This is a genomic window from Pseudofrankia coriaricola, from assembly GCF_001854805.1.
Classification (GTDB): Bacteria; Actinomycetota; Actinomycetes; order Frankiales; family Frankiaceae; genus Pseudofrankia.
Genome location: NZ_MBLO01000180.1, coordinates 42,434 through 68,585 on the forward strand (window position 1 = coordinate 42,434; position 26,152 = coordinate 68,585).

At 73.0% G+C, this 26,152-nt stretch carries 19 protein-coding genes and 1 rRNA gene; 12 read left to right on the top strand and 8 right to left on the bottom strand.

What is annotated here, in order from left to right:
- Positions 1-40: 40 nt before the first annotated feature.
- From BCD48_RS21440 to glgP, 5 genes are all read left to right on the top strand, one after another.
- Positions 41-1,558: a phosphoribosyltransferase family protein gene (locus BCD48_RS21440; RefSeq protein WP_083418996.1), complete on the top strand. Its 1,518-nt coding sequence runs from the start codon at positions 41-43 to the stop codon at positions 1,556-1,558.
- Between the two features lie 80 nt (positions 1,559-1,638).
- The gene (locus BCD48_RS21445) at positions 1,639-2,784 is read left to right on the top strand and encodes a cysteine protease StiP family protein (RefSeq protein WP_071050204.1); all 1,146 of its coding nucleotides are present in this window, start codon (positions 1,639-1,641) and stop codon (positions 2,782-2,784) included.
- Complete coding sequence (locus tag BCD48_RS21450; RefSeq protein ID WP_071050188.1) at positions 2,781-3,626, top strand: HAD family hydrolase; 846 nt, start codon at positions 2,781-2,783, stop codon at positions 3,624-3,626. The genes BCD48_RS21445 and BCD48_RS21450 overlap by 4 nt, the downstream gene beginning before the upstream one ends.
- A gap of 551 nt (positions 3,627-4,177) precedes the next feature.
- Entirely contained in the window at positions 4,178-6,199 is a 2,022-nt protein-coding gene (gene acs, locus BCD48_RS21455; RefSeq protein ID WP_071050189.1) for an acetate--CoA ligase, read from the top strand.
- Between the two features lie 290 nt (positions 6,200-6,489).
- Entirely contained in the window at positions 6,490-9,045 is a 2,556-nt protein-coding gene (glgP, locus tag BCD48_RS21460; RefSeq protein ID WP_071050190.1) for an alpha-glucan family phosphorylase, read from the top strand.
- 131 nt (positions 9,046-9,176) lie between these two features.
- Here the strand turns inward: glgP and glgX are convergent, their stop codons facing one another.
- The gene (glgX, locus tag BCD48_RS21465; protein ID WP_116271608.1) at positions 9,177-11,684 is read right to left on the bottom strand and encodes a glycogen debranching protein GlgX; all 2,508 of its coding nucleotides are present in this window, start codon (positions 11,682-11,684) and stop codon (positions 9,177-9,179) included.
- A 266-nt stretch (positions 11,685-11,950) separates the two neighbouring features.
- On the opposite strand from glgX, the gene BCD48_RS21470 reads away from it, so the two are divergent.
- On the top strand, positions 11,951-12,727 hold the full coding sequence (locus tag BCD48_RS21470) for an enoyl-CoA hydratase/isomerase family protein (protein ID WP_071050192.1): 777 nt from the start codon (positions 11,951-11,953) through the stop codon (positions 12,725-12,727).
- 337 nt (positions 12,728-13,064) lie between these two features.
- Positions 13,065-14,036 carry a pirin family protein gene (locus BCD48_RS21475; protein ID WP_241841903.1) on the top strand — a complete coding sequence of 324 codons (972 nt, stop codon included), beginning with the start codon at positions 13,065-13,067 and terminating at the stop codon, positions 14,034-14,036.
- A gap of 87 nt (positions 14,037-14,123) precedes the next feature.
- Here BCD48_RS21475 and BCD48_RS21480 read toward each other — a convergent pair whose 3' ends face one another.
- Together BCD48_RS21480 and BCD48_RS21485 are read right to left on the bottom strand one after the other, a co-directional pair.
- On the bottom strand, positions 14,124-15,167 hold the full coding sequence (locus BCD48_RS21480) for an endonuclease/exonuclease/phosphatase family protein (RefSeq protein ID WP_198543333.1): 1,044 nt from the start codon (positions 15,165-15,167) through the stop codon (positions 14,124-14,126).
- A gap of 280 nt (positions 15,168-15,447) precedes the next feature.
- Entirely contained in the window at positions 15,448-16,872 is a 1,425-nt protein-coding gene (locus BCD48_RS21485) for an NsdA family TPR-like regulatory protein (protein ID WP_071050194.1), read from the bottom strand.
- Between the two features lie 764 nt (positions 16,873-17,636).
- Between BCD48_RS21485 and BCD48_RS21490 the strand changes: the two genes are divergently transcribed.
- The 4 genes from BCD48_RS21490 (at position 17,637) to BCD48_RS21505 (ending at position 21,533) form a co-directional block, all read left to right on the top strand.
- Entirely contained in the window at positions 17,637-18,422 is a 786-nt protein-coding gene (locus BCD48_RS21490) for an electron transfer flavoprotein subunit beta/FixA family protein (RefSeq protein WP_071050195.1), read from the top strand.
- A 13-nt stretch (positions 18,423-18,435) separates the two neighbouring features.
- On the top strand, positions 18,436-19,395 hold the full coding sequence (locus BCD48_RS21495) for an electron transfer flavoprotein subunit alpha/FixB family protein (protein ID WP_071050196.1): 960 nt from the start codon (positions 18,436-18,438) through the stop codon (positions 19,393-19,395).
- A gap of 247 nt (positions 19,396-19,642) precedes the next feature.
- Positions 19,643-19,834, top strand: coding sequence for a hypothetical protein (locus tag BCD48_RS21500; protein WP_083418997.1), 192 nt, complete (start codon positions 19,643-19,645; stop codon positions 19,832-19,834).
- A gap of 457 nt (positions 19,835-20,291) precedes the next feature.
- Positions 20,292-21,533 (top strand): ROK family protein, encoded by a 1,242-nt coding sequence (locus BCD48_RS21505; RefSeq protein WP_071050198.1) that lies wholly within the window; start codon positions 20,292-20,294, stop codon positions 21,531-21,533.
- Positions 21,534-21,722: 189 nt separating this feature from the next.
- On the opposite strand, the gene BCD48_RS21510 is transcribed toward BCD48_RS21505, so the two are convergent.
- The 5 genes from BCD48_RS21510 to mftE all read right to left on the bottom strand — a co-directional run bounded on the left by BCD48_RS21510 (position 21,723) and on the right by mftE (position 25,060).
- Positions 21,723-21,929 (bottom strand): RNA-binding S4 domain-containing protein, encoded by a 207-nt coding sequence (locus BCD48_RS21510; RefSeq protein ID WP_083418992.1) that lies wholly within the window; start codon positions 21,927-21,929, stop codon positions 21,723-21,725.
- 34 nt (positions 21,930-21,963) lie between these two features.
- Complete coding sequence (locus tag BCD48_RS21515) at positions 21,964-22,284, bottom strand: hypothetical protein (RefSeq protein WP_083418993.1); 321 nt, start codon at positions 22,282-22,284, stop codon at positions 21,964-21,966.
- Between the two features lie 87 nt (positions 22,285-22,371).
- Positions 22,372-23,214 (bottom strand): mycofactocin-coupled SDR family oxidoreductase, encoded by an 843-nt coding sequence (locus tag BCD48_RS21520; RefSeq protein ID WP_198543334.1) that lies wholly within the window; start codon positions 23,212-23,214, stop codon positions 22,372-22,374.
- Positions 23,215-23,388: 174 nt separating this feature from the next.
- A complete protein-coding gene (locus BCD48_RS21525) occupies positions 23,389-24,237 on the bottom strand; it encodes an LLM class flavin-dependent oxidoreductase (protein ID WP_071050199.1) in 849 nt (282 codons plus the stop codon).
- Between the two features lie 40 nt (positions 24,238-24,277).
- A complete protein-coding gene (gene mftE / locus BCD48_RS21530) occupies positions 24,278-25,060 on the bottom strand; it encodes a mycofactocin biosynthesis peptidyl-dipeptidase MftE (protein WP_083418994.1) in 783 nt (260 codons plus the stop codon).
- 969 nt (positions 25,061-26,029) lie between these two features.
- Here mftE and BCD48_RS21535 point away from each other — a divergent pair.
- Positions 26,030-26,152 (top strand): 16S ribosomal RNA (locus BCD48_RS21535); the annotation flags it as partial.

A 26,152-nucleotide genomic window follows, 5' to 3' on the forward strand; every position in this document is an offset into this window, starting at 1 on the left:
CGGTTCCACGGCCGGCCGATTCGCGGATGGTGGACCAGTGTTGGACAGCTCCCCGCTCGCCGGCCGGGCGGACCGGTCTCCCGCGAGCCCGTGGCCGCCGGCCGGGGACGGCGGGGACGACGACGGCTGGCTGTGGGTGGCACTGGGACTCGCGGCCGAGGTGACCGAGGACGTCACCGGCGCCGGGCTGGGCGGCATTGTGGGCCTGGCGCTGCGGCGCAACCCGCGCCGTGCCCACCTGCTGGTCAGCCGGGTGCTTGGCAAGCACCTGCCGGTCCGGCCCGAGGTCGCGCTCGGCGCGGCCGCCGCGCTCGCCGCCAGGGCGCGCGACGTCTCCGCTGTCGGCCGCGCCGGCGGCGCGCCGTTCGTCCTCGGCTACTGCGAGACGGCGACCGCCCTCGGGCACGCGGTGGCCGACGGCTTCGCCGACGCCGACTACCTGCACACCACCCGCCGCGCGGTCGCCGGGATGCGCTCCGAGCTGGAGCTCGCCGAGACGCACTCACACGCCGTGCACCACTGGCTGCTGCCCGCCGATCCGCGGCTGCTGACCGACCCCCGCCCGCTGCTGCTCGTCGACGACGAGCTGTCCACCGGCAACACGGCGCTCGGCACGATCCGGGCGCTGCACGCGCTCGCCCCGCGCCCCGCCTACACGGTGGCGACGCTGCTGGACGCGCGGCCGGCGGCCTCGCGGGCGCGCTTCGACGAGGTGGCGGCCGAGCTGGGCGTGCCCGTCGACGTCGTCTCGCTGGTGTCCGCGACCGTCGCGGTGCCGCCCGACGTGGCCGACCGTGCCCGGGCGCTGCGCGAACGCCACGGCGCGGCGGCGGGCGGCGCCGCCCGCGCGAACGACGGCGTGGGTGGCGCACCCGACGGCTCGGCGATGACCGGGCTGGGCCCGCCGAGGTCGGTGACGTGGCTGCGCCCGCCGTGGCCGGCCGAGCTGCCCGATGGGGGGCGGCACGGCTGGGCGCCGCGCCACCGCGGGCTGCTCGACGAGACGGTGGGGAACGTGGCCGCCGCCATCGCGGACCGGCTGGTCGAGCCGGGCGGGCGGACGCTCGTGCTGGGGACGGAGGAGCTCATGTACACCCCGATGCGGCTTGCCGCGGCGCTCGGCCGGGCAACCGGCGGCGACGTGCGCTACCAGTCGACCACCCGGTCGCCGGTGCACCCGCTCGACGTGCCCGGCTACGCGATCCGGTGCGCGCTGGAGTTCCCGGCGCCGGACGACCCCGGCCGTGTCAGCCAGGTCTACAACGTCGCGCCAGGCCGCTACGACGACATCGTTGTGGTCGTCGACGACGGCACGGACGCCACGGCGCCGGCCGCCGGCGACGGCCCGCCGCCCGAAGCGGCTGGCAGGCTGGCCCATGGCCGGCCGCGGAGGGCATCGAAGGCGGCGTGGCCCGAAGCGGCTGGCAGGCTGGCCCATGGCCAGCCGCGGAGGGCGTCGACGGCGGCATGGCCCGCGGGCCTGGTGGAGGTGCTGCGCCACTGCGCGCCGGTCACCGTCGTCACGTTGCCGTCGTTCGTCCCGGCGGGCGCCCGGTGACCGCGACCACCGCGGCGACACCGGCCGCCGGCCGGCCCGCGTCCGGCCCGGTCCCACCGGACGCGCCGCCCGGCGCGGGCCTGCCTGGCACGATCGGCTCCGGCTCCTACGACCCGGCGGACGTCACGTTCCTGCTCAAGGACCTCTCCGCCGTCGCCCTCGAGCGGTCCACCGAGGACCGCGAGGAGGACATGCAGCGCGGCCGGCACTACTCCGAGGACCTGCCGGTCGAGTACCAGCCGGACGACGGCTACCTGGAGCTGTACCACCAGGCCCTGGAGCGCTCGGCGACCAGAGTGGCGCTGGCCGCGGGCGTCGTCTCCGAGCTGGTGCGCGTCGCCAAGCCCGCGCCGGTGCTGGTGTCGATCGCGCGGGCCGGCACGCCAGTCGGCATCCTGATGCGCCGCTGGTACGCCTTCCGCTACGGCCTCGACGTGCCGCACTACGCGATCTCGGTGATCAAGGACAGGGGTGTCGACCTCAACGCGGTCCGCCACCTCACCGCCCGCCACGACCCGGCCGCGCTGCAGTTCGTCGACGGCTGGACGGGCAAGGGCGTGATGACCCGGGTGCTCACCGAGACGGTCGTCCCGCTCGGTCTCGACGACACCCTGGCGGTGCTCGCGGACCCCGCCCGGTGCGTGCCGCTGTACGGCACCCGCGACGACTTCCTCATCCCGAGCGCCTGCCTGAACTCCACGGTCAGCGGGCTCGTCAGCCGGACGGTGCTGAACGCCGAGCACATCGGCCCGGGCGACTTCCACGGCGCGAAGTACTACCGCGACCTGGAGCCGCACGACCTGTCCCGCCACTTCGTCGAGACGGTCGTCGCCCGGTTCGCCGACGTCGCCGACGAGGTGGCCGAGACCTGGCCCCGGCTGTGGGCCGGCGACCGGACCCCGACCTGGGAGGGCTGGGCCGCCGTCGAGCGGATCGCCGAGCGGTACGACATCCCCGACGTGGCGATGGTGAAGCCGGGCGTCGGCGAGGCGACCCGGGTGCTGCTGCGCCGGGTGCCGTGGCGGGTGCTGATCGCCCCGGGCGCGGCCGGCGAGCTCGCGCACGTGCTCGCCCTGGCCGAGGCGCGCGGCGTGCCGGTCGAGGAGATGCCCGGCCTGCCGTTCTCGTGCGTCGGCCTCGTCCGCCCGGTGCGCGCCGACGGGGAGGCCCCGGAGTTCCACACGGCGCAGTCCCGGTACCGCCCGGTCACCGAAGCCGGGCAGTGACGCTCCCGGAGGCCGCGCCGGGCGCGCGGTGGCTGGTCGCGTGCGACCTCGACCAGACGCTGATCTTCTCGCGGCGCTCGTTCCGGCTGCCCGAGGGCGCCGCCGAGCCGCCGCTGGTCACCGTCGAGCACCTCGACGGCGAGCCGGCGGCGTTCATGACCGAGACGGCGTTCGCCAGCGTCGCCGAGCTCGCCGGCCGCGCCGTGCTGGTGCCGGTGACGACCCGCACGCTCGGCCAGTACCGCCGTGTCGACCTCGGGGTCGCGCCGGCCTACGCCGTCGCGGCGAACGGCGGCCATCTGCTCGTCGACGGCGAGCCCGACCCGGCCTGGGCCGCCACCGTCGCCGAGCGGCTGCGCGCCGGGGCGCCGCTCGCCGCCATGCTCGACGTCGCCGCGCGGCTCGCCACCGGCGGCTGGTGCCGGCTGACCCGGGTCGCCGACGACGTGTTCGTCTACCTGGTCGCCTACGACCGTGACGGCATCCCGGACCTCGCCGAGGTGACCGCCGAGGTCGAGGCCGCCGGCTGGACCGTCTCCGTGCAGGGCCGCAAGGTCTACCTCGTCCCGGCCGCGCTCACCAAGCAGGCCGCGCTCGCGGAGGTGGCCCGCCGCGCCGGCGCCGACCGGGTCGCCGCCGCCGGCGACTCGCTGCTCGACGCCCCGATGCTGCTCGCGGCCGACGCCGCCGTCCGCCCCGCCCACGGCGAGCTCCACGACCGCGCCTGGGCCGCCCCCAACCTGCGCGTCACGGCGGCCCCCGGCCTCCTCGCCGGCGAGGAGCTCCTCGCCCACCTCAACGGCCTTGTCTGCGCCCCCGCGCTGCCCGTTTCACAGGCATGACCGCGCCCTGGATCGTTGATCTGGTCTTGCGGAGCAGGGCCGTGGGCACGGACCGGTCGTGGGCGCGGACCGCCGCCGACCACCCTTGAGTGATCCTGGGGACAACGGCCGCCGGGCGTGCGAAGGAAGATCATTTTCGCACACCCTTTGGCCCTCTAGATGATCTGGGACAGGTCGTCGCCGCGGGTGGAGTTCGCGAATTCCGGAGGGAGGCGCGGCGCCTCGCGCCCGCCTGGGGCGGCCCCGCGCCGGGGGGCCGAGAACGATACGGAGCCCTTCCCGGGCCGCTGACATCTGGCCGGGGCCGGCCACTGGGCGCTTGGGCCGTACCGCCCGGCGTGCCGGCAATCGACGCTCCGTTCGCGTTCGTGGTAGAGACGGACCAGTCCCGGCCCTCGCCGGGACCCCGCGCTGGCCGTCGAGGCGCCCGGTCCTGACCCGGCCGGTGCCAGTCGGCCCAGCGGCCGAGCCCACGACCAGGGCGCCGGCCGGCGGGCGGGGCCCGGGACTGGAGTGGGTGGCCAGACTCCCTCGACGACGTAGGAGGACGCGTGAGCACCACCGACGAGACCGACACCAGCCAGGCGGCCCCGGCCGGAACGCTCGAGGCGGAGCTTGCGCGGCTGCTCGCGGTGGAGAGCTTCGGCCCGCCAGCCGGGTTCACCCGCCGCCACGCGGTCGAGGCCGACGTGGCCGCCGCCGCGGCCGACCCGGTCGCCTTCTGGGCCGACAAGGCCCGCGAGCTGCTGAACTGGGACCGGCCGTTCACCACCGTTCTCAACGATGCGAACCCGCCGTTCTACAAGTGGTTCGAGGACGGGGAGCTCAACCTCTCCGCGAACTGCCTGGACAGGCATGTCGCCGCCGGCCGGGGTGACCGGGTCGCGTTCTACTGGGCCGGCGAGGAGGGCGAGCGGCGCGCCGTCACCTACGCCGACCTGCTCGACGAGACGCAGCGGCTCGCGAACGGGCTGCGCTCGCTCGGCGTCGGCAAGGGCGACGTCGTCGGCATCTTCCTGCCGATGATCCCGCAGGTCGCCGCGGCGATGCTCGCCTGCGCGCGGATCGGCGCCGTGCACAACGTCGTCTTCGGGGGGTTCGCCCCGTCCGCCGTGAGGGAGCGGATGGAGGTCTCCGACGCGAAGGTGCTCATCACCGTCGACGGCGCGCGCCGCAAGGGCCGCACCGCGCCGGTGAAGGCCGCCGTCGACACGGAGATGGGCGACCTGAAGGGCCTCGAGCACATCATCGTGGTGGAGGCGGTCGGCGCCGCCGGCCTCGGTGGCGAGCGCGCGCCGATGACGCCCGGCCGGGACGTCTGGTACGAGGAGCTCGTCGCCGCGGCGGACCCGGTATGCCCGCCGGAGCCGATGTCGGCGGAGGCGCCGCTGTTCATCCTCTACAGCTCGGGCTCCACGGCGAAGCCGAAGGGCATCCTGCACACGACGGCCGGCTACCTGCTCGGCGCGACCTACACCTACCGCACGGTCTTCGACATCGACCCGGCGTCCGACATCTACTGGTGCTCCGCCGACGTCGGCTGGATCACCGGGCACTCCTACATCGTCTACGGCCCGCTGTCGAACGGCGCGACCAGCGTGATGTACGAGGGCGCCCCGGACTACCCGGACTTCGACGCCTGGTGGAAGCTGATCGACGAGTACAAGGTCACCGTCTTCTACACGGCGCCGACCGCGATTCGCTCCTGCATGAAGTGGGGCGCCGAGTACCCGGACCGGCACGACCTGAGCTCGCTGCGCCTGCTCGGGAGCGTCGGCGAGCCGATCAACCCGAAGGCATGGCTCTGGTACCACAAGGTGATCGGCGGTGGGCGCTGCCCGGTCGTCGACACGTGGTGGCAGACCGAGACCGGCGCCATCATGATCTCCCCGGTCCCCGGCGTCACGCCGACGAAGCCCGGCTCGGCGACGAAGCCGCTCCCCGGTTACAGCCCGGCGCTGCTGACCGAGCAGGGCCAGCCGCTCAGCGAGGGCGTCGGCGTCCTTGTGATCACCCAGCCGTGGCCGTCGATGCTGCGCACTCTGTACAAGGACGACGACCGGTTCGTCGAGACGTACTTCTCCCGGTTCGGCCCGGCGACCTACCTGGTCGGGGACGCCGCCCGCCTCGATGCCGACGGCTACTTCTGGATCATCGGCCGGATCGACGACGTCATCAACGTCTCCGGGCACCGTCTGTCCACCGCCGAGGTCGAGTCGGCGATCGTCGCGCACGAGGCGGTCGCGGAGTCCGCGGTCGTCGCCCAGGCCGATGAGCAGACGGGCCAGGCGATCGTCGCGTTCGTGACGCTCGCCGGCGGCCGGGTCGGCGACGACGCCATGGTCGCCGAGCTGCGTGACCACGTCGCCGCGCGGATCGGCAAGCTGGCCCGGCCGAAGCGGATCATCTGGGCCGACGACCTGCCCAAGACCCGGTCCGGCAAGATCATGCGCCGGCTGCTGCGGGACGTCGCGGAGGGGCGTGCTCTCGGCGACGTGACGACGCTGCGTGACCCCGCCGTGATGGCGGCCCTCGCGACGAAGGTCGCCGAGGGCGACTCAGAGGACAAGTAAGACCGGGAGCCGGGGTCGAGACGCTCCCGCGTCTCGACCCCGGCTCCTGGCCGCCAGGCGTTGTCGCCTCATGCCGTCGCCGAGTGCCGACGCTGACGTGGGTGACCGTACGGGCCGTGAGATGACCCGAAGGTGTAGACGTCAACACAGTCCGGAATGGGGTGCTATCGGAGCATCGGCGCCCCATTCCGCCTGTTCCGCCTGTGACATCGAAGGGTTTTCCTGTTGGTAACCCTGGGGTGAGACCCGGGTGCGGCCAGTTCACGTGGCCTGTCTAGGCTGACGTCTTCGTGAGAGCACTCCGACGGTTCACCGTCCGCGCGCAGCTTCCCGAGCAGCTTGCTCCGCTCGCCGACCTGGTCATGAACCTCCGCTGGTCGTGGCACCCGGAGACGCTTGACCTCTTCGAGTCCGTGGATCCCGAGCTGTGGCGGGCGACCAAGGGTGACCCGGTCCGCCTGCTCGGCGAGGTCGACCACGGCCGGTTGGTCGCGCTCGCCGGTGACCGCCGCTTCCTGCGTAGGCTCACCGACGCGTTCGACGAGCTTCAGGAGTATCTGAACGCCCGTCTGTGGTACCAGGAGCGGAATCTGTCCGGCGCGCCGTCGGCGATCGGCTACTTCTCGCCGGAGTTCGGCATCACCGAGGTGCTGCCGCAGTACTCCGGCGGCCTGGGCATCCTGGCCGGCGACCATCTCAAGACCGCGAGCGACCTCGGCGTGCCCATCATCGGCGTCGGGCTGCTCTACCGCGCCGGCTACTTCGTCCAGTCGCTGTCGCGGGACGGCTGGCAGCAGGAGCGCTACCCGGGCATCGACCCGCATGGCCTGCCGCTCACCCAGCTCACCGACGCCGACGGCGTCCCGCAGAAGGTGGCCGTCGGGCTGCCCGAGGGCCGTACCCTGCACGCCCAGATCTGGAAGGCGCAGGTCGGCCGCGTCCCGCTGCTGCTCCTCGACTCGGACGTCGAGGACAACCAGCCCGCCGAGCGGGGCGTCACCGACCGGCTCTACGGCGGGGGCACCGACCACCGGCTGCTGCAGGAGATGCTGCTCGGCATCGGCGGCGTCCGGGCGCTGCGGGTGTACTCCGAGGTCACCGGCGCCCCGGCGCCCGACGTGTACCACACCAACGAGGGCCACGCCGGCTTCCTGGGACTGGAGCGGATCCGCGAGCTGGCCGCCGGTGGGCTGAGCTTCGACGAGGCGCTGGAGGCCACCCGCGCGGGCACCCTGTTCACAACCCACACGCCGGTCCCCGCCGGCATCGACCGGTTCCCGAAGGACATGGTCGCCCGGCACTTCGGCGGTGACAACGCCTGGGACGGCGTGCCCGTCGAGCGGGTGCTCGCGCTGGGCACCGAATCCGACCCGAACATGTTCAACATGGCGCACATGGGCCTGCGCCTCGCGCAGCGCTCCAACGGCGTGAGCGCGCTGCACGGCATCGTAAGCCGGGAGATGTTCAACGGCCTGTGGCCCGGGTTCGACCCGGCCGCCGTGCCGATCGGCTCGGTCACCAACGGCGTGCACGCGCCGACCTGGGTCTCGCGGACGCTCATCGAGCTGGCCGACCGCGAGTCGGAGCCGCCGCTGCTCTCTCCCGACGGCCAGGGCTTCGCGAAGATCGACAAGATCTCCGACGAGGTGCTGTGGGCGACGCGCCGGGAGCTGCGCGAGGGCCTCGTCGCGGAGGTGCGCCGCCGGCTGCGCGCCTCGTGGCTCGCCCGCGGCGCCGCCGCCGGCGAGCTCGACTGGGTGGACAGCGTCTTCGACCCGGACGTCCTGACCATCGGCTTCGCCCGCAGGGTGCCGTCGTACAAGCGGCTCACGCTCATGCTGCACGACCGCGACCGGCTCACCCGGCTGCTGCTGCACGCCGAGCGGCCGATCCAGATGGTCATCGCGGGCAAGGCCCACCCGGCCGACGACGGCGGCAAGCAGCTGGTCCAGCAGATCGTCCAGTTCGCCGACGACCCGGCCGTGCGTCGCCGGATCGCCTTCCTGCCGGACTACGACATCGGCATGGCCCGCTACCTCTACTCCGGCTGTGACGTGTGGCTGAACAACCCGCTGCGCCCGCTGGAGGCCTGCGGCACGTCCGGGATGAAGTCGGCGCTCAACGGCGGCCTGAACCTGTCCATCCGGGACGGCTGGTGGGACGAGATGTTCGACGGCCAGAACGGCTGGGCGATCCCGACCGCCGACGGCGTCGAGGACCCGGACCGGCGCGACAGCATCGAGTCGGCCGCGCTGTACGACCTGCTGGAGAACGCCGTCGCCGCCCGGTTCTACGACCGTGCGGACGGCATGCCGCGCCGCTGGACCGCGATGGTGCGCCACACCCTGTCCACCCTTGGGCCGAAGGTGCTCGCGACCCGGATGGTCCAGGAATACGTCGAGAAGTACTACGTCCCCGCCGGGGTCTCCGCGCGGGCGGCGGCGGCTGACGGCTTCGGCGGCGCCAGGGACCTCTCGGGCTGGAAGGCGAAGGTGCGCTCGTCCTGGTCGGGCGTGCGGGTCGTCAACGTGGACTCGACCGGCCTTGGTGACACCCCGCAGGTCGGTCAGGAGCTCGTCGTCCGCGCGACGGTCGAGCTCGGTGACCTGGCCACGTCCGACGTCGTCGTGCGGGCTTCCTATGGCCGGGTCGACGAGACCGACCGGCTGCTCGCCCCGGCGACGCTCGACCTGCACCCCGCCGGCGACGCCGAGGGCGGCGGCCACCGCTTCGAGGGCACCATCCCACTCTCGCGCACCGGCCCGTTCGGCTACACCGTCAACGTCCTGCCCGCCCATGTCCTCCTCGCCAGCTCCGCCGAGGTCGGCCTGATCACCACCCCGTAGCCGCGTCATGCGCCACGCGCCGGGCCCGGGCCGACCACCACGTCGGCCCGGGCCCGGCGCGTTCCCGACCACGAGTTGACCACCGCGCCTCGGTGCCGGGTACTCCGAGGAGTGCCCGGCGCCGTGGGCCGTCAGCGGTGGGCACGCAGGACGACGACGGAGGACCAGCTGGCGCGCAGGGTTTCGCCGGCGGGATAGGTGGCGAGGGGCTTGCGGGGGTCTTCGACGGCGGCGCGCAGGCCGGAGAGGTCGGTGGCGGCGGTGTCGAGGACGAGGTCGTAGCGGGACGCCCAGGGGGCGCCGGGAAGGTGGACGTCGACGTCCTCCTCGCCGGGATGCAGGACGAGCAGCAGGCTGTCGCCGGTTGCCGGTGTGCCGTCCGGGCCGAGCCAGGTGAGGCTGTCGCCGGCGATGAACGCGACGACGGTGGCTGGATTGGGCGCGTTCCAGTCGGCGTCGGACATCTGGGTGCCGTCGGCGAGGAACCAGGTCATGTCGGCGCGGTGCGTCTCGCTGGACTGGCCGCCGTGGAAGAACTGCCCTCGGCACAGCGCGGGTGACGCCCGGCGCAGCGTCAGCAGGCAGGAGGCCAGCTCGGACAGGCCCTGGTCCTCGCCGGCCGGGTCGGGCGCCGGCACTTCCGGCGTCTTGGGCGGCAGGGGGCCGGTTCCGTCGCTTCTCGGGGCGGCACCGTCACTCCTGTGGTCCCTCCGGCTGTCCGCCCCGTCCGCCTCGCCGTTCCCGTCGTCCGTGCCGGTGACGTCCGTGCCGGTGACGCGTTCCGAGCGGCGCGGCCACCAGCCGCCGCCGGAGCGAACGGAGCGCCCGTCGGCCCGCGTCGTCGGCCAGGCGAGCCAGGAGACCGGGTTGTCCTGGCAGTAGGCGTTGTTGTTGCCGCCCTGCGAGCGGCCGAACTCGTCGCCCGCGACCAGCATCGGCACCCCGGCGGACAGCAGCAGCGTCGCGAGCATCCCCCGGCGCACCCTTCGGCGGCGCTCCAGCACGACCGGGTCGTCGGTCGGCCCCTCCGCCCCATGGTTGCGGGACCGGTTGTTGTTGTCGCCGTCCCGGTTGTCCTCCAGGTTCGCCTCGTTGTGCTTGTGCTCGTAGGAGACCAGGTCGGCCAGGGTGAAGCCGTCGTGGGCGGTGACGAAGTTGACCGAGGAGCACGGCGGGCGCCCACCATGCTCGAACAGATCGGACGACGCGGTGATGCGGTAGCCGAGGTCGGCGGCGCTCGTCGCCCGCCCGCTCCACGTCTCGCGTACGGTCGCGCGGAACCGGTCGTTCCACTCCGCCCAGGGCGCCGGGAACGCGCCGACCTGGTAGCCGCCCCAGCCCACGTCCCACGGCTCGGCGATCAGCTTCGCCTGGGCGAGCACGGGGTCCTGCCCGATCGCGGTCAGCAGCGGCGCGTCCGGGTCGAAGCCGTCGGGATTGCGGGCCAGCGCCGCCGCGAGGTCGAAGCGGAAGCCGTCGACGCCCATCTCGGTCAGCCAGTAACGCAGGGAGTCGCAGACCAGCCGGACCACATGCGGCGAGGTGACGTTCAGCGTGTTGCCGCAGCCGGTGACGTCGCGGTAGCGACGCGGGTCGGTCGGCTCCAGCCGGTAGTACACGGTGTTGTCGAGGCCGCGCATCGACAGCGTCGGGCCGCGCTCGTCCTGCTCCGCGGTGTGGTTGTAGACGACGTCCAGCAGCACCTCGATGCCAGCCTCATGCAGTGCGGCCACCATCGCGCGGAACTCGGTCACCGGGTCGTCGGTGGCCGCGTAGCCCGGGTGCGGGGCGAAGAAGCCGATGGTGTTGTAGCCCCAGAAGTTGGTCAGCCCGCGTTCGGCCAGTATCGGTTCCGAGACGTGGGCGTGTACCGGGAGCAGCTCGACGGCGGTGATCCCGAGGCCGGTCAGGTGATCGAGGACGGCGGGGTGGGCAAGGCCGGCGTAGGTGCCACGCAGCGCGGGGGGCAGCGCCGGGTGCAGCCTGGTGAAGCCCCGGACGTGCAGCTCGTAGATCACGGTGTCCCGCCACGGCGTGCCGGGCCGGTTGCCGGCCGGGTCCGCCGCCGCGGGTCCGCCGCCGCGCCGGCCGGGCACGGGGGCACGCCCGGCGGCGGCGCTCGGGAGCGCGGTGACGACCCCGACCGGGACGAAGGGCGCCGAGTCCTGGCCGTCGGCCGTGTAGCTGTAGGGGTCCCCGTCGGCGTAGCCGAAGATCGCCGGTCCTGGCGTCAGCGTGCCCTCCACCCGCCGGGCATACGGGTCGAGCAGCAGCTTCGCCGGGTTGTAGCGCAGGCCGCGGGCCGGGTCGTACGGCCCGTGCGCGCGCAGGCCGTAGCGCTGCCCAGGGCGCACACCGGGGATATAGCCGTGCCAGACGCCGCCGCACCGCTCGGGCAGCCGGTACCGGGTCTCGCCGCGCCCAGGCCCGCTCCCGCCCGACGACGAGTCGGAGTCGAGCAGGCAGAACTCGACGGCATCCGCGCCCGGCGCGAGCACGGCGATGTTGACCCCGCCGGCGTCGGGCAGCACGCCGAGCGGGTACGGCGCGCCGGGGAGCGCGCGCAGGCGCGCGGGGTCCTGGCGCGTGAGACCTGGTTCGAACGTGTACGACACATCGGTGACGCTAACGGAACGCACTGATCACGTCCGGGTGAACGGGGCGCCTGTGGACCAACGGCGCCCTGTCGGCCGATCCCGCGGACGTTCTCCCAGCCGGCGCGCGCCGGTACCCGTCTCGGGACGTCGCGTGAGATGCGTCACCGCCACCGGGTAGGCGCGGGCCGCCGCGCGGTGCGATGGTCGTCGGCACGGGAAGTGCGCGGCCTGGCCCCGCGAGGCTGGGGCGACGGCCGGCGTGCGGGGTGGGCGCCCGGCTCAGGGACAGCGGACGAGGAGGTCGGCCAGTGGCGGTCGTACGACTAGAGGTTGCGGACGGGGTGGGGACCATCCGGCTGGACCGGCCGAAGGTGAACGCCCTCAATGCCGAGCTCACGGCCGAGTTGCGGGAGGTGGCGCTGGAGGCATCCCGGCGCGCCGACATCCGCGCCGTCGTGATCTACGGCGGCGAGCGGGTGTTCGCGGCCGGTGCCGACATCAAGGAGATGGCGGCGAAGGACCTGGCGGGTATCTCGAGCTGGGCCACCGAGCTGACCAGCACGTTCGAGCTTGTCGCCCGCATTCCCAAGCCGGTGTTCGCCGCCGTGACCGGCTACGCGCTCGGCGGCGGTCTTGAGCTGGCGCTGTGCGCCGACTTCCGGATCCTCGCGGACAACGCCAAGGTCGGTCAGCCGGAGATCCTGCTCGGCGTGATCCCGGGTGCCGGCGGCACCCAGCGGCTGCCTCGGCTGGTCGGCCCGGCCAGGGCCAAGGAGCTGGTCTTCTCCGGCCGCCAGGTCGGCGCCGAGGAGGCGCTGGCGATCGGGCTCGCCGATGCCGTCGTCCCGGCGGCCGAGGTCTACGCCGAGGCGGTACGGCGGGCCAAGCAGTACGTCGACGGCCCGGCGCTCGCGCTGGCGGCGGCCAAGCGCGCCATCGACGACGGTCTGGAGACAGGGCTGTCGGAGGCGTTGCGGCTGGAGACCGGCCTGTTCGTCGGCCTGTTCGGCACCGAGGACCAGAAGAACGGCATGGAGTCGTTCCAGCAGAACGGCCCCGGCAAGGCCAAGTTCACGGGCCGCTGAGTCTCTGGTTCGCTCCGTGCGGGCACGGCGCTCCGGTCCCTTCCCTCGCTTCGCTTCGGGAAGGGACCTCCGCGCCGTGTCCTCCTGCGCTCACGGGCGCTACGGCGACCTCCGCTGCGGCCCAACCCACATCGCTTCGCTCGTGGGCCGGGCCTCCGCGGAGGTGCGCCTCCGCGCCCAGCTCGGTGGCGACACGTTTGAACCTTGCGAGACGACGACAGCCCTGACAGCCCAGAAGCAGGTCAGCCAGGAACTAACAGCCCCCGCCATATTGTTGCGTGGGAAACTACCTTGGTCGTGTGGATCATGGAGGGGGCTGTCGGCGATGAGCGGACCGGTGACCAGTGAGGATGTCGTCCCCGTAGAGGGGATCCCGGGAGCTCGGGCCGATGGGTGGGCCGTGGAGATCACCGAGAGCAGGCCGCAGACGGTCGGGGCGGTCCCGGTGCGCCGAGCGCTGCCGATCCGTGCCCGGCGGACCGTGGGCGCCTGGTGCTTCGTCGACCACATGGGGCCGTTGGCGGTCGCGCCGGCCACGGGGGCCGCCGGCACGCGCGGCATCGACATCGGCCCGCATCCGCATACCAGCCTGCACACCGTCACCTGGCTGCTCGCGGGCGAGGTACGCCATCTCGACAGCCTCGGCTCCGAGCAGGTGGTGCGGCCCGGGCAGCTGAACCTGATGACCGCGGGCCACGGCGTCGTCCACGCGGAGGAGGGAACCGACTACCGCGGCGCGCTGCACGGCGTCCAGCTGTGGGTGGCGCAGCCGGAGGCGACCCGCCACGGCCCCGCCGCTTTCGAGCACCACGCCGAGCTGCCGCGCGTCGAGATCGGCGACGCCGTCGCGACGGTGCTGGTCGGCGAGCTCGCCGGTGCGGCCTCGCCAGCCCGCCGCGACACCGAGATGGTGGGCGCGGACCTGGCGCTGCGGCCCGGCCGGGCGGTGCTGCCGCTGCGCCCCGGCTTCGAGTACGCGCTGGTCGTCACCGAGGGCGCGGTGCGGGTGGGGAACGGCTCGGCACCCGCGGCCGGCATCCAGGCGGTGGCGCGGACCGGCCAGCTCGCCTACCTCGGCGCGGGCCGCGACGAGCTGGCGCTGGACGCCACCGAGCCGGCCAGGGTGCTTCTGCTCGGCGGCGCGCCGTTCGAGGAGCCGATCGTCATGTGGTGGAACTTCGTCGGGCGCTCCCGCGCCGAGCTGACCGCCGCGTTCGAGCAGTGGGAGGACCGTGACGGCGCTGGCCGCTTCGGCCCGGTGGCCTCCCACCTCCGTCGCATCCCGGCACCACCCCCGCCCTGGCGCTGACCCGGGGCACTCTGACCCCGGGGCACTCTGACCGGGGGCACTCCGCCCTCCGCGCGGCCTTCCGTGCAGTCCGGCTCCGGCCGGCGCCTAGCCCTCGTCTGGCTGATCGGCGGAATCGGGGCTCCGCAGCGCCAGGTCGGCGATGACCGGGAGGTGGTCGCTGCCGTAGTGGCCGCCCCGCTGGTAGCCGGTCACCGCGAACGCCGGCGAGGCGAGCACATGGTCGATGCGCAGCACGGGCGGCAGGAGGCCGTTCGCCGGCCAGGTCGGGCTCCAGCTTGTGCCGGTGGCGTCGTGCGTGTCCCGGACACCTGAGCTCAGCAGCCGCCGGAACGGGCGGTGGTCGTGGGTCGCGTTGAAGTCGCCGGCCAGCACGACCGGCAGCCGGGAGCCGTGCACCTCGGTGGCCAGCTGGCTGAGCTGGGCGCGCCACTCCCGGGTGTTCTCGGCGCTCGTCGGAGCGATCGTGTGAACCGGGTAGAGCACGAAGCGCCGGCCGCCGTCGAGGGCGACGGTCATCCGGGCCAGCGGCTGCCCGCCGACCACGGGCGCGGACAGGTCGGACAGCGGGTAACGCGAGTAGACGGCGTAGCCGAACGCCCCCGCGGCCGGCTTGTCCACCCGGTAGGGGTAGTGCGCGAGCGCCCCCGATTTCTGCACCGCGCCGAGAGTGAGCGGCGAGGCCTCCACGAGCACGACGATGTCGGGGTGCGCTGCCTCGATCTGGCTGCCCAGCCGCCCGGCGGACGCGTTGTGGTAAAGCAGGTTCGCCGAGAGCACCCGGACTGGCTGGGCGCCGTCCGGTGCCTTCTCCGCTCCGCCGGGCCAGATCTCCGGCACCGTCCAGAACAGGTGCAGCCCGATCAAGGGCACCGTCGCCAGCATCAGCGCGTTGCGCCTCAGCCCGAAGCCGACGACCAGCGAGGCGTAGACCGGCAGGTACAGCAGCGGTGTGAGCGCGTTCAGCGCGGCGTACGGCCAGCTCAGCACGTCGTCCAGATAGACCAGCCGACCCAGCGCCACCACGCTCAGCGCGCCGACGACCAGCCAGGCCGCGGCCGCGAGCAGCGTGCGCCCGACGTCGGTCGGGTACCACCGCGGTTTCTCGGTCTCGATGCCCGCCCCGGTCATGGCCCGTTTCGCGCCGAGGCCGTCATCGGCGCTTGGCGGGCCGGCTACGGCACCTTCCCCCGACCTGCTCACCCCATCAGGGTGCCGGATGCGCACGTCCGGCCCATACCCGGCCAGGCGAGAGGTGATCAACCTGAGACGACCATCACAACGACCACAACGACCCGCTCCCGGCGGCCGGGTTCCGGGCCTGGTGACAACCGAGCGGCGCGGGGGACGGATTCAGACATGGGAAGGCGGGCCGTTCGGCATGGCGACGACCGGCGGGGGCAGGCGGCGACTACCGGGTGGAGTCGGGCCCGGCACCGGACGGGAAGCGCCGCAGGACGGGCGCGGCGTTGGTGCGCCATTCCTGCACGGTCACTGAGCCGCTGTGCGGGGCGAACGCCGTGTCGAGCTCGCGCAGCTTGTCCGTGACCCGGACGGAGGACACCGGCCCGGCGTACTCGACGGCGCGCTGGCCGGCGTCGACGGCGGCCTCCAGGTCGGGGGAGCGCCCGCGCAGGTAGGCGATGGCAAGATCGGCCTCGGCGTAGCTGCGGGTCCTGGCGCGGGAGCTGACCTGCAGGTCGCGCGCCTCGAGCAGGTGCTCGGCGGCCTGCTCCGGCCGGTCCATCAGCAGGTAGCAGTGGCCCACGCATTCGGCGACGTCGCCCGCGTTGTAGTGGGACGCCCAGGCCGGCTCGTCGTCGCACGAGCCGCGGCCGATCGCGCGCTCGATCGCGCGCTCCATGGCGGTAAGCGCCTCGACGCAACCGGCCTCGTCATGTGCCTGAGCCAACGCCCAGGCATGTTTGTCGTGGAGCATCGCCTCGACTGTCGGGGCGGCCGTGTGGTTCGCCCGGTCCACGGCGGCGCGGGCCATCGACAGGCTTTGCCGGTTGTATCCCAGCCGGGCGGCCTGGTCGCTCATGGCGGCGAGCACCCGCCCGGCGAGCTGGACGTCGTCGGCATGCTCGGCGAGGCTCAGCGCCTGGATGTAGTAGCGCTGCGCCAGTGCCTGACGGTCGCTGTCCTGCGCGAGCCAGCCGCCGAACTGGGTGAGCTCCGCGAGCGCGCTGCACAGCTCGGCGTCGGGGTCCTCACTCATCGCCGCCCGCGTACGGTCGTGCAGGAAGGTGATCACCTGGTTGCGGATCTCCCCGCTGCCAAACCGGGCATCCAGCCGGCGGAAGGCCGCCGTCATGTCTCTGATCATGGCGGCGTTGCTGCCGCCCGCGGCCTCGGTACTCGCGCTCAGCGCCCGCCGGACGACACCGGTGATGCTCGACAGCACCGGCTCGGCGAACGCACTGGCGACGAAGGCCGTCGAGTCCTGGAGCATCTCGCGACGTCGCATGTCCCGCCCCGTAAGTCCAGCCAGGGTCCTGACGGTCTGGACAGGGGCGTCGGCGACGTGCAGTCCCAGGTCCTCGCGCCCGTAGTGCTCCCCGCGCCAGCCCAGGTCCACGGGCAGCACCGGGTAACCGACGAGCGCCGACACCTCGGCGGCGGCGAGCTCGGCCACCATCGGGTCGCGGGGCCGCATGCCACGCCGCCAGTGCCCCACGGTCGTCCGCGCCAGCCCGAGCTCGATCCGCCGGTGGTGGCGGGCACGGCTGTTCACCTGCCTGGCGAACCGGGTGTCGGAGACGCCGGACTCGCGCAGCAGGCGGTCGAACACGGTAGGTGAGGCAGGGTCGCTGGCGGGCGTGGAGCTGGACATCGAACCCCCGGGGTCGAATCCTGTCACTTAACGTGGGAGAGTCGTCGCCTGACGCATATCCAGGGCCAGAAAGTAGCGGACTCGTAACTTCCCACCGAGAGAGTGTGCAGAGTCACGGGCGAATGCACGGGCTTGGAGGGCGGTGTGTCGGGCATCCTGCTCGGATCCGTGACGATGGGTCCACTCGATTGGCACGACAAATGGTCACAGGCGAGGGGAAATGACCTCAACTGGAGGTTGGCGGGCCCGGCGGCGGGTTCGCCCGCCCCGGGCAAGCCGGCGCGAGGGCATTGGCACTGACGGGTGATAGGCATACCCGTGGCGGTCTGCTCCCCTCCGGACGGGCGGCCCTGGACCGCTCCCCATCGGGCGGTGGGCGCTCGCCGGACCGGCTAGTCACTCGGAGGCCTGTCTCAGCGGGAAGGCATCAGGTAGAAAGGCCATAGGCAAAGGCAGGCGGACGGCGGCGGGTGGATGCCCACGAAGCGCCTGCCGGCCCCCGCCGGTGGGCGCGGTCGACGAGGCCGCGAGCGGGCGAGCGGGACGAGAAAGGCGGCGGGGCCCGCTCACCTCGGTGATCTTGGTCCGGGCGCCGGCCGGGACGACCGGGTTACTCGGCGGCGGGTGGCTGCCAGGCCGGTAAGGGATTGTGACGTAATGCGTCCGGCGTCACGCCGCCGATCATCGGGCATGTCGCGGCTACCAATGCCACCATGTCAAGAGCACTGGACACCTGATTATGTTGGCTACGGAGGCCCCTAGGCGTGAACATCGTCGTTACCGTCAAGCAGGTTCCTGATACCTGGGCGGAGAAGAAGCTCGACGCCGCGGACAAGACGGTCGACCGCGTCAGCGTCGACAACGTCATGAACGAGATGGACGAGTACGGAGTCGAAGAGGCCCTCAAGATCAAGGAAGCGCACGGCGGCGAGGTCACCGTCGTCACGATGGGCCCGGCGAAGGCGCTCGAGACGATCCGCAAGGCGCTGTCCATGGGCGCCGACAAGGCGGTGCACCTGACCGACGACGCGCTGCACGGCTCGGACGCGCTGCAGACGTCCGCCGCGCTGGCGAAGGTCATCGCCACGCTGTCCCCGGATCTCGTCATCACGGCGACCGAGGCCTCCGACGCGCGTGGCGGTGTGATGGGCGCGCTGTTGGCCGAGCGGCTGGGGCTCCCGCAGCTCACCCAGGCCCGCAAAGTGACCGTCGACCCGGCCGCGGGCAAGGTGTCGATCGAACGGCTGGCCGACAACGGCTACGCGCTGGTCGAGGCGAGCCTGCCGGCCGTCGTCGGCGTCGTCGAGAAGATCAACCAGCCGCGGTACCCCTCGTTCAAGGGCATCATGGCCGCGAAGAAGAAGCCGCTGACCACGTTGTCGTCCGGCGACGCGGGCCTTGACGCCGGTTCGGTGGGCCTCGCGGGCGCGGGCTCGACAGTCGTCGACGCCCAGTCGGCGCCGCCGCGGCAGAGCGGCACCATCGTCAAGGACGAGGGTGACGGCGGCGTGAAGATCGCCGACTTCCTCGCGGCGCAGAAGCTCATCTGAGGGGTAACGATCGATGGCTGAGGTACTCGTTCTCGTCGAGCACGCCGACGGTGAGCCCAAGAAGGTCACCGGCGAGCTGCTGACGCTCGCCCGCACGCTTGGCGAGCCGTCGGCGGTGTTCGCCGGCGGCCCTGGCACCTATGCGAAGGCCAAGCCGTACCTGGCCGAGTTCGGCGCCGCGAAGGTCTACGTGGTCGAGTCCGACGACGTCGCCGACTACGTCGGCGCACCGGTCGCCGAGGTGCTCGCGAAGCTGGTCGGCGAGGCGTCGCCGACGGCGGTGCTGATCGCCGCGACGGCCGACTCGCGGGAGGTCGCCGCGCGGACCGCCGCGAAGACCGAATCCGGCCTGATCTGGGACGCCACCGCGGTGAGTCCGGAGCTGGTCGCCACCCAGGGCATCTTCGGCGGTTCGACGATCGTCAGCTCCAAGGTCACCAAGGGCACGCCGGTGATCGTGGTCCGTCCGAACTCGACGGCTCCGGTCGCCGCGCCGTCCTCCCCGGCCGAGGTCCAGGTCGACATCACGATCTCCGACGTCGCCAAGGGCGCGAAGATCGTCGACCGGGTCGCGGAGGCCAAGTCCGGCCGGCCGGACCTCACCGAGGCGCAGGTCGTCGTCTCCGGTGGCCGCGGCCTGGGTGCCGCCGAGCACTTCGCGCTGGTGGAGAAGCTCGCCGACACCCTCGGCGCCGCGGTGGGCGCTTCCCGCGCCGCGACCGACGCCGGCTGGTACCCGCACCAGAACCAGGTGGGCCAGACCGGCAAGACCGTCTCGCCGCAGCTCTACATCGCGGTCGGCATCTCCGGCGCCATCCAGCACCGGGCCGGCATGCAGACCTCGAAGACCATCGTCGCCATCAACAAGGACCCTGAGGCGCCGATCTTCGAGTTCGCCGACTACGGCCTGGTGGGCGACCTGTTCAACGTCGTCCCGCAGCTGACCGACGAAGTCGAAAAGCGCAAGGGCTGAGACGGCGCGACAGCTCGCCGCCCGCGTAACGCGGACATACCAAAGACGGCCGGGTTCCGCCCGAACAGGCGGAAACCCGGCCGTCTCGCTGTTCGACGGTGTTCTGGTAGCGGATCCGGAGCGGCGGATCCGGGATCGGTGGTCTCTGCCCCGGCAGCGGGCGATGATGAGCGCACCAGTCGCCACCGGGAGTGACACGGCCGACACCGAGGCTGCCGGTGGCGCGGATCCCCTGCGGAGGTGGGCCGTGCGGACCTTCGACCTCGACGCCTTCGATCCCCACGACCGCACCGGCGAGCACATCCTCCCCTGGGAAATGTGGGAGCGCGACCGCCCCTGGCGCGCGGATACCCCTGACCCCGCGCCCAGAGTGGTGGCGCCCCCGGAGGGGACGCCGCTGGCGCCGGACGGCCCGCCAGACGACCGCCCTCGGGAGTAACGCCCACGGGAGTGACCGAGGCCGGCCAGCCCACGCGCCTTCATCTCCGGTCTTCCGCGTGCCGCCTGACTGGCCGCCGCCACCGCCGGGGTGGTCACCGTGGCCCGGCTGGCGGCCTGACCCGGCCTGGCCCGTGCCGCCGCCCGGCTGGCGGTTCTGGCACCAGCAGCCCGACGGATGGCGGCGGAAGGCGCGACCGGACCGGCCCCGGCCGCGACTTCCGCGTGCCCGACAAAGACCCGTGGGACAGCAGCGGTCAGTGCGCGATGATGATCCGGCAACGTAGCGCGCGGGACCCGTCCGTCAGGGCGGTCCCGGCGGGTCGCGGCCGGCACTGCTCCATCCGGAGCCGCGGGCGCACCGGTCTGGCATCCGCCGCTCGCGGTGCGGAGGGCGTCGATCCTCGGCGCGATCCGGAGTCCGCGGCCGAAACCGAGGAAGAGGAAAACTGAGCGCGATGGCGACGGGCGGCAGTCGGGATACGCATACGGCGACGAGCTCCACCGGGCCGGTCACGGTGACCGCCGGGCCGGTGACCACGACGACGACCACGACGGTCACGGTGACCTCGTCGGCGGGATTCGGCGGCGCGAGCGGCCGGAACCGGACCGCGCTCGCGCTCGACATCGGCGGGACGAAGCTCGCCGGTGGCGTCGTCGACGCCACCGGCGCGGTTCTCGGCCGGGCGCGCAGAGCGATGCCGAAGACCCTCGACCCCGAGGTCACGTTCGCCGCCGCCGTCGAATGCCTGCACTCCGCCCTTGGCGACGCGGGGCTCGGCGGGCGTTACGACTACGCGGGCCTGGCCGGGCTCGGGGTCGGCTGCGGTGGGCCGATGATCTGGCCGGCGGGAGAGGTCTCGCCGCTGAACATCCCGTCGTGGCGGGATTTCCCGCTGCGCGCCCGGCTGCGTGACGAGTTCGGCGGCCTGGGGGTGCTTGTCCACAACGACGCGGTGGCGCTCGCCGCTGGCGAGCACTGGATGGGCACCGGCCGAAACACGCGCAACCTGCTCGCCGTGACGGTCTCGACCGGGGTGGGCGGCGGTCTGGTCCTCGACGGGCGGCTCTACCACGGGCGGTCCGGCAACGCGGGGCATGTCGGTCACCTCGTCGTCGACCCGGCCGGGCCGGACTGTGCCTGCGGCGGTGTCGGTTGCCTGGAGGCGATCGCCTCCGGACCGCGCACTGTCGCCTGGGCCATCGAGGAGGGCTGGAAGCCCGTCGAGGCCGGGCCAGGCACGGGCAGGCCCGGACCGGACGACGGCGGGACCAGGCCGAACGAGGCAGGGACCGGGTTTGGCGACTCCGGGCCCGATACGTCCGGAGCCTCAGCGGCGCGGGGCGACGGCGGGGGGCCGGATGAGGAGCGAGCCCCCGACGGGCGCGCGCTCGCCGCCTCGGCGGCGGCGGGCGACAAGATCGCGCGGGCGGCGCTGGCCCGCTCCGGGAACGCGGTGGGAATCGCGCTCGCGTCCTGCGCGGCGACCTTCGACCTCGATCTCGTCACCGTCGCGGGTGGCTTCTCCCAGTCCGGGCCGATCTTCTGGGACGCGCTGCGAGCCGCCTACGACCGGCATACCGGCATGGAGTTCGCGCGCGCCGTCCCCGTCGAGCCCAGCTCGGCCCCGAACGACGTCGCCCTGCGCGGCGCCGCCGCCTTCGTTCTCGTCCCAGACTGCTACGCCTGGGCCGGCTAGCGCCGGGTGAAGCGCCCTCGCCGCGGCTGGCGCGGGACGGCCACCCGGCGCGCACTCCTGCCCCGCCGCCGCACCCGCCGAGCGAGCGCGGCCAGGTCACGGGTGGGCCGCTGGAGAGAACGGGCGGGCCGCTGGAGCGACACGAGACCAGGTCGCTCGCGGCGCCCTGGGGCACCCGGCGGCGTCCGATCAGCCGACGCGCGCGGATCGCTCGCCGACGGTGACGACGTCGCCGTGGGTCAGCTGGCGGCCGCGGCGAGTCTCGATCTCGTCGTTCACGCGGACCAGGCCCTCGAGGAGGAGCGGCTTGACGTCGCCGCCGGACTCGACAAGGTCCGCCAGCTTCAGGAACTGGCCGAGCCGGATCATCTGGTCTCGGATCTCGATCTCTCGCACCGACCCAGCATGCCGGACGTGCGTCCCCTCGTGGTCAGGGGTGGGCGGCGCGGTAGGCCGACAGGTGACGGAACGGCCAGACGTGCGCCGGCCGGCGCAGGAGACCGGCCGGCGGTTCCGGCGGCCGCGCCGGCGTGCCGGCGAACCGGGCGATGACGACGACCCGCTCATCCGCGGCGTCGTAGACGTCGACCTGGAGGCACGCTGGCGTGTCGAGCAGCTCCGGCACGGCCGTGCCGCGTACCCATTCGAGCAGCTCCGCCAGCCGTCCCGGCGCCGCCCGGACCTCCCACATCACCGTGTCGTGGCGTTGGCCGGAACTCGCCAGGCCGTCCGTCTCCTCGGCGTCGATCATCGGTTGGTGATCCTCATCTGTAGGCATCGCCCGCCACGCCCGCCACGCCGGCCCGCCTGGCCCGACCAATGTCCGCCAGGGCCGGTGTCAGCCGGTGAAGCCGCCGTCGACAGGGATGACGGCGCCGGTGAGCGCGCCGGCGGCGGGCGAGCAGAGGAACGCCACGGCGGCGGCGACCTCGGCGGGATCGAGGAGCCGGCGCAGGTAGGCGTGCTGGGCGAACTCGCGCGGGTCGGCGAGGTCATAGACCTTCGCGGTCTCGGCGAGCATCGTGGTGTCCATCGAACCGGGGCAGACGACGTTGGCGGTGACCGTCGTGCCGGCGAGTTCCGCGGCGATGCTGCGGACCAGCCCGACCACCCCGTGCTTGGAGGCCGAGTAGGCGGCCAGCCGGGCAAGCGGACGGGTGCCGGCCGCCGAGGACACCGCGACGAACCGGCCGGCGGGCGCGGCGAGCAACGCGGGCAGCGTGGCCCGGGCCGTGATGAGCACGCCGGTCAGATTGACGTCGAGCAGCAGCCGCCAGGCCTCGTCGTCGGTCTCCCAGCCGGGCGGCCCGCCGGCGATGACCCCGGCGGCGGCGACGACCGCGTCGAGCCGTCCGAAGCGGTCCAGCGCCAGGCGCGTGGCCGCGTCCATGTCGGCCTGGCTTCGGACGTCGGCGCGGACGGGGAACGCCTGCGCGCACCCGGCGGCGACCGCCTCCAGCTGCGCGCGGGTCGCGAACGGGTAGCCCGCCCCGCCGGCCGATGCGCCGGCGGCGTCCGCCAGGGCGATGTCGGAGAGGACGAGCCGGTAGCCGGCCGCGTCGAGCGCGCCGGCTACCGCCGCGCCCAGCCCGCGGGCCGCGCCGGTGACGAGCGCCACCGGCGCCCCGGCCGCTTCCGCCACCGCGTCCACTCCCATCGGCGTCGCATGGAGTGCGGCCATGCGTTCCTCCTCGTCGCCCGCGGATCACTCATCGCCGCGCGGATCATCGTCGCGCCTCGAGCCTGACCGGCTGCTCACGCCGGCGCCGACGGGCAGGCCGTGGGGCCTCCACTCGCCGGCCCCCCGGCCCCCCGGCCCGGCGGTGCGACGGCCCGGCGGTGCGTGGGCGCTCGTTCAGCGCGGGGGGCCGGCCTCGATCCGTCGCAGCGCGAGGTCATAGCTTCCCGGCTCCGGCCGGAAGCCCTCCAGCCACCAGGTGGCGCCCGCCGCCTCGATGGGCTCGACGACCGCCCGCGCCGCGGCCCGCTGTTCCGGGGTGCGACCGTTGATCACCACATCGAACGGGTTCGTGCTGGCGCGCTGTTCCCGCACCGCGGAGATGACCTCGGTCACCGCCGCCGGGGTCGGGTTCCATGATCCGTCCCGCGGGTCGACCATCATCGGCGCCACGCCGTCCCACCGGGCCGCTCGCCGCAGTGGCCGCCGCGCCGGCCAGTTGCAGCCGATCCAGACGGGCGGGCGCGGCCGCTGCAACGGGGTCGGCTGGAACGTGACGTCCGCGGCCGTCACGTGCGTGCCGTGGAAGTCCACCCGCTCCCCGGTCCACAGCCCGGCCAGCACCGCCAGACTCTCGTCCAGCCGCTGCGCGACTGTCCGCGGCTCCACCGGCCCACCCCAGGTACCGAACTCCGCCTCCAGGGTGAACCCAAGACCCGCGCCGAACACGAGCCGACCGCCGGAGAGCCGATCCAGCGAGGTGGTCTGGCGGGCGAGCGTCCCCGGGTGGCGCCGGGCGGCCGCGGTCACCAGCGGCCCGAACCTGATGCGTTCGGTCGCCAGCGCCACCAGGGTCAACAGCACCCAGGGGTCGGCGACGTCGTGCGTGCCGCCGTGCGGGAAGACAACGTGGTCCCACACGAAGAAGCCGTCCCAGCCAGCGGCCTCCGCTCGTCGCGCGAGATCGCCGACCTGTCGAGCGTCGACGAACTCGCCGATGTTTGGCACGCATACGCCGTAATGCACCTGTTGCTTCTACCACGGGCATAAGCGGGCACGGCGTGCCTCACCGCGGCCGCGGCCCGGCTGGATCCGCCGGGGCGACGCCAGGGGGTTGGGCGTACCCGGGCCAGGACCGGATCGCGGCCACGGCGTCGGTGACGAACGCATCAAGCAGGGCGGCACCCTCGTCGGCGCTGGCGCCGGCGGGGTCACCGAGCACTCCGGACGGGCTGAGCGGTAGCACGCCATGACGAACAAGGTCGGCGGTCGTCGGGCTAGGGCCTCGGGCCGCCGCCTCGAGCCGGACCAGCTCCGGCGCGAGGTGCAGCAGCAAGGACGTCTCGACTCGTCCCGCGTGCAGATCACCGGCCAGACCGGAGCCTCGGGCGGCGGTCGCGACCACCGTCCGTGGTGTCCAGGCGAGAACCCGTCGCCCTTCCGCGGCGAGCAGCCGGGTCGCGCCGTGGATCGCGGCCGCGTTGCCGCCGTGTCCGTTGATGAGGACGACGCCTGCCGCGGTGTCGTCGGCCGATCGCACAAGCTCGACGAGCGCCAGCTCGAGGGCCGCCGTGCCGAGCGAGAGGGTGCCCGGGAAACCGGCGTGCTCGCCGCTTGCCCCGTAGTGGAGGGCGGGCGCGACCAGAAGACCCCGCAACCGGGTCGCCACCGCGGCCGCGATGGCCTTGGCGATTCGCGTGTCCGTGTCCAGCGGAAGGTGCGGGCCGTGCTGCTCGGTGCTGCCGAGAGGCAGGAGCAGGACCGGCCGAGGGTCATCCAGCTCGGGCCAGCGCAGCCGGCCCAGCCCGTCGGGCCGCCGCCCGGGGAGCCATGCCGATGAGGAGCTCATTCCACGCAGCATGACCCTCGCGTCGGTGTCTGGTCGCCTGTCCCACCAGAGCTGGTGGGCACGCTCGCGCCGTCGGCGGCGGTTCGGAGGACGGCGGTTTGGCGGGCCCGAGGCTGGGCAGGACCAAGATGGCTCGACCTCGACGAGTGTCAACCGTCGACAGGTGTCGACCGTCACAGTCCTGCGCTCGACATCCGGCTTGAGCGTGTGTACAGTCAACGACTGCTGCTCCAATCCGGCGCTCTGCGCTGGTGGAGTTCGGATCCGCACCGCACCAGGGTGGTGACACCCCCCGCGGGGCCGGGTCCAGCTCAGGGAGTATAGTTCTGATCCAGCCCGGTAGCGTGACTCACCTCAGGTGGTTCCGTCTTCCAGTGGGCAGCCTCAGTACTTGGAGACACCGACGTCCCCACCTGCGTGGAGTGTCGGTTTCTCCGTGGGTGGTGGGACGTGGCGGTCGCCGGCGCAAGTCGGAGCGATTTGACACCAAGCAAGAGGGCTGGTTAGCCTTAAAAGCGGAAAGTTCGGACACCGCGTCTCAGGACGCTGGCCACTTCCGCTGAAGAGGCCCACTGGGCCAGGCGAGAGAACGCAAGTTCCTCACACCGGGGCAATTTGACAGCCTCTCGCCGGAAACGGTACGGTAACAACACCGGAACAGCGAGTCGGTCAGAAAAACCGGCAGACAAGCGATCCGGGCGGAACCCCGGTGATGTCGGGTAACCTCGTGAAAACCGCGAGAGCGGTGGAAGCGGGTGTGTCCGCTCCTTGAGAACTCAACAGCGTGCCATAGAAGTCAGTGCCATATTTTGACCCCGTTCCGCGGGTGGTGCTGGTGTCGGGCCTGGATGGTCTGGTGCTGGTGTTGTCTGTGGGGGTTTGTAAGGTTCCTTTGGCATTTGATGGACGATCTACGGATCTGTGTCCATATTTTGTCGGGGTTTCTCCCATCGAGGGAGTTTTAGAGCATCGATGGAGAGTTTGATCCTGGCTCAGGACGAACGCTGGCGGCGTGCTTAACACATGCAAGTCGAGCGGACCTTCGGGTCAGCGGCGAACGGGTGAGTAACACGTGGGCAACCTGCCCCAGGC

What these genes read in the sequence shown, in the direction of transcription:
- BCD48_RS21495 (WP_071050196.1), top strand. Translation starts at nt 18,436, where the DNA reads ATGGCTGAGGTACTCGTTCTCGTCGAGCACGCCGACGGTGAGCCCAAG.
- BCD48_RS21480 (WP_198543333.1), bottom strand. Translation starts at nt 15,167, where the DNA reads ATGACCGGGGCGGGCATCGAGACCGAGAAACCGCGGTGGTACCCGACC.
- mftE (WP_083418994.1), bottom strand. Translation starts at nt 25,060, where the DNA reads ATGAGCTCCTCATCGGCATGGCTCCCCGGGCGGCGGCCCGACGGGCTG.
- BCD48_RS21485 (WP_071050194.1), bottom strand. Translation starts at nt 16,872, where the DNA reads ATGTCCAGCTCCACGCCCGCCAGCGACCCTGCCTCACCTACCGTGTTC.
- BCD48_RS21520 (WP_198543334.1), bottom strand. Translation starts at nt 23,214, where the DNA reads ATGGCCGCACTCCATGCGACGCCGATGGGAGTGGACGCGGTGGCGGAA.
- BCD48_RS21515 (WP_083418993.1), bottom strand. Translation starts at nt 22,284, where the DNA reads ATGATCGACGCCGAGGAGACGGACGGCCTGGCGAGTTCCGGCCAACGC.
- BCD48_RS21505 (WP_071050198.1), top strand. Translation starts at nt 20,292, where the DNA reads ATGGCGACGGGCGGCAGTCGGGATACGCATACGGCGACGAGCTCCACC.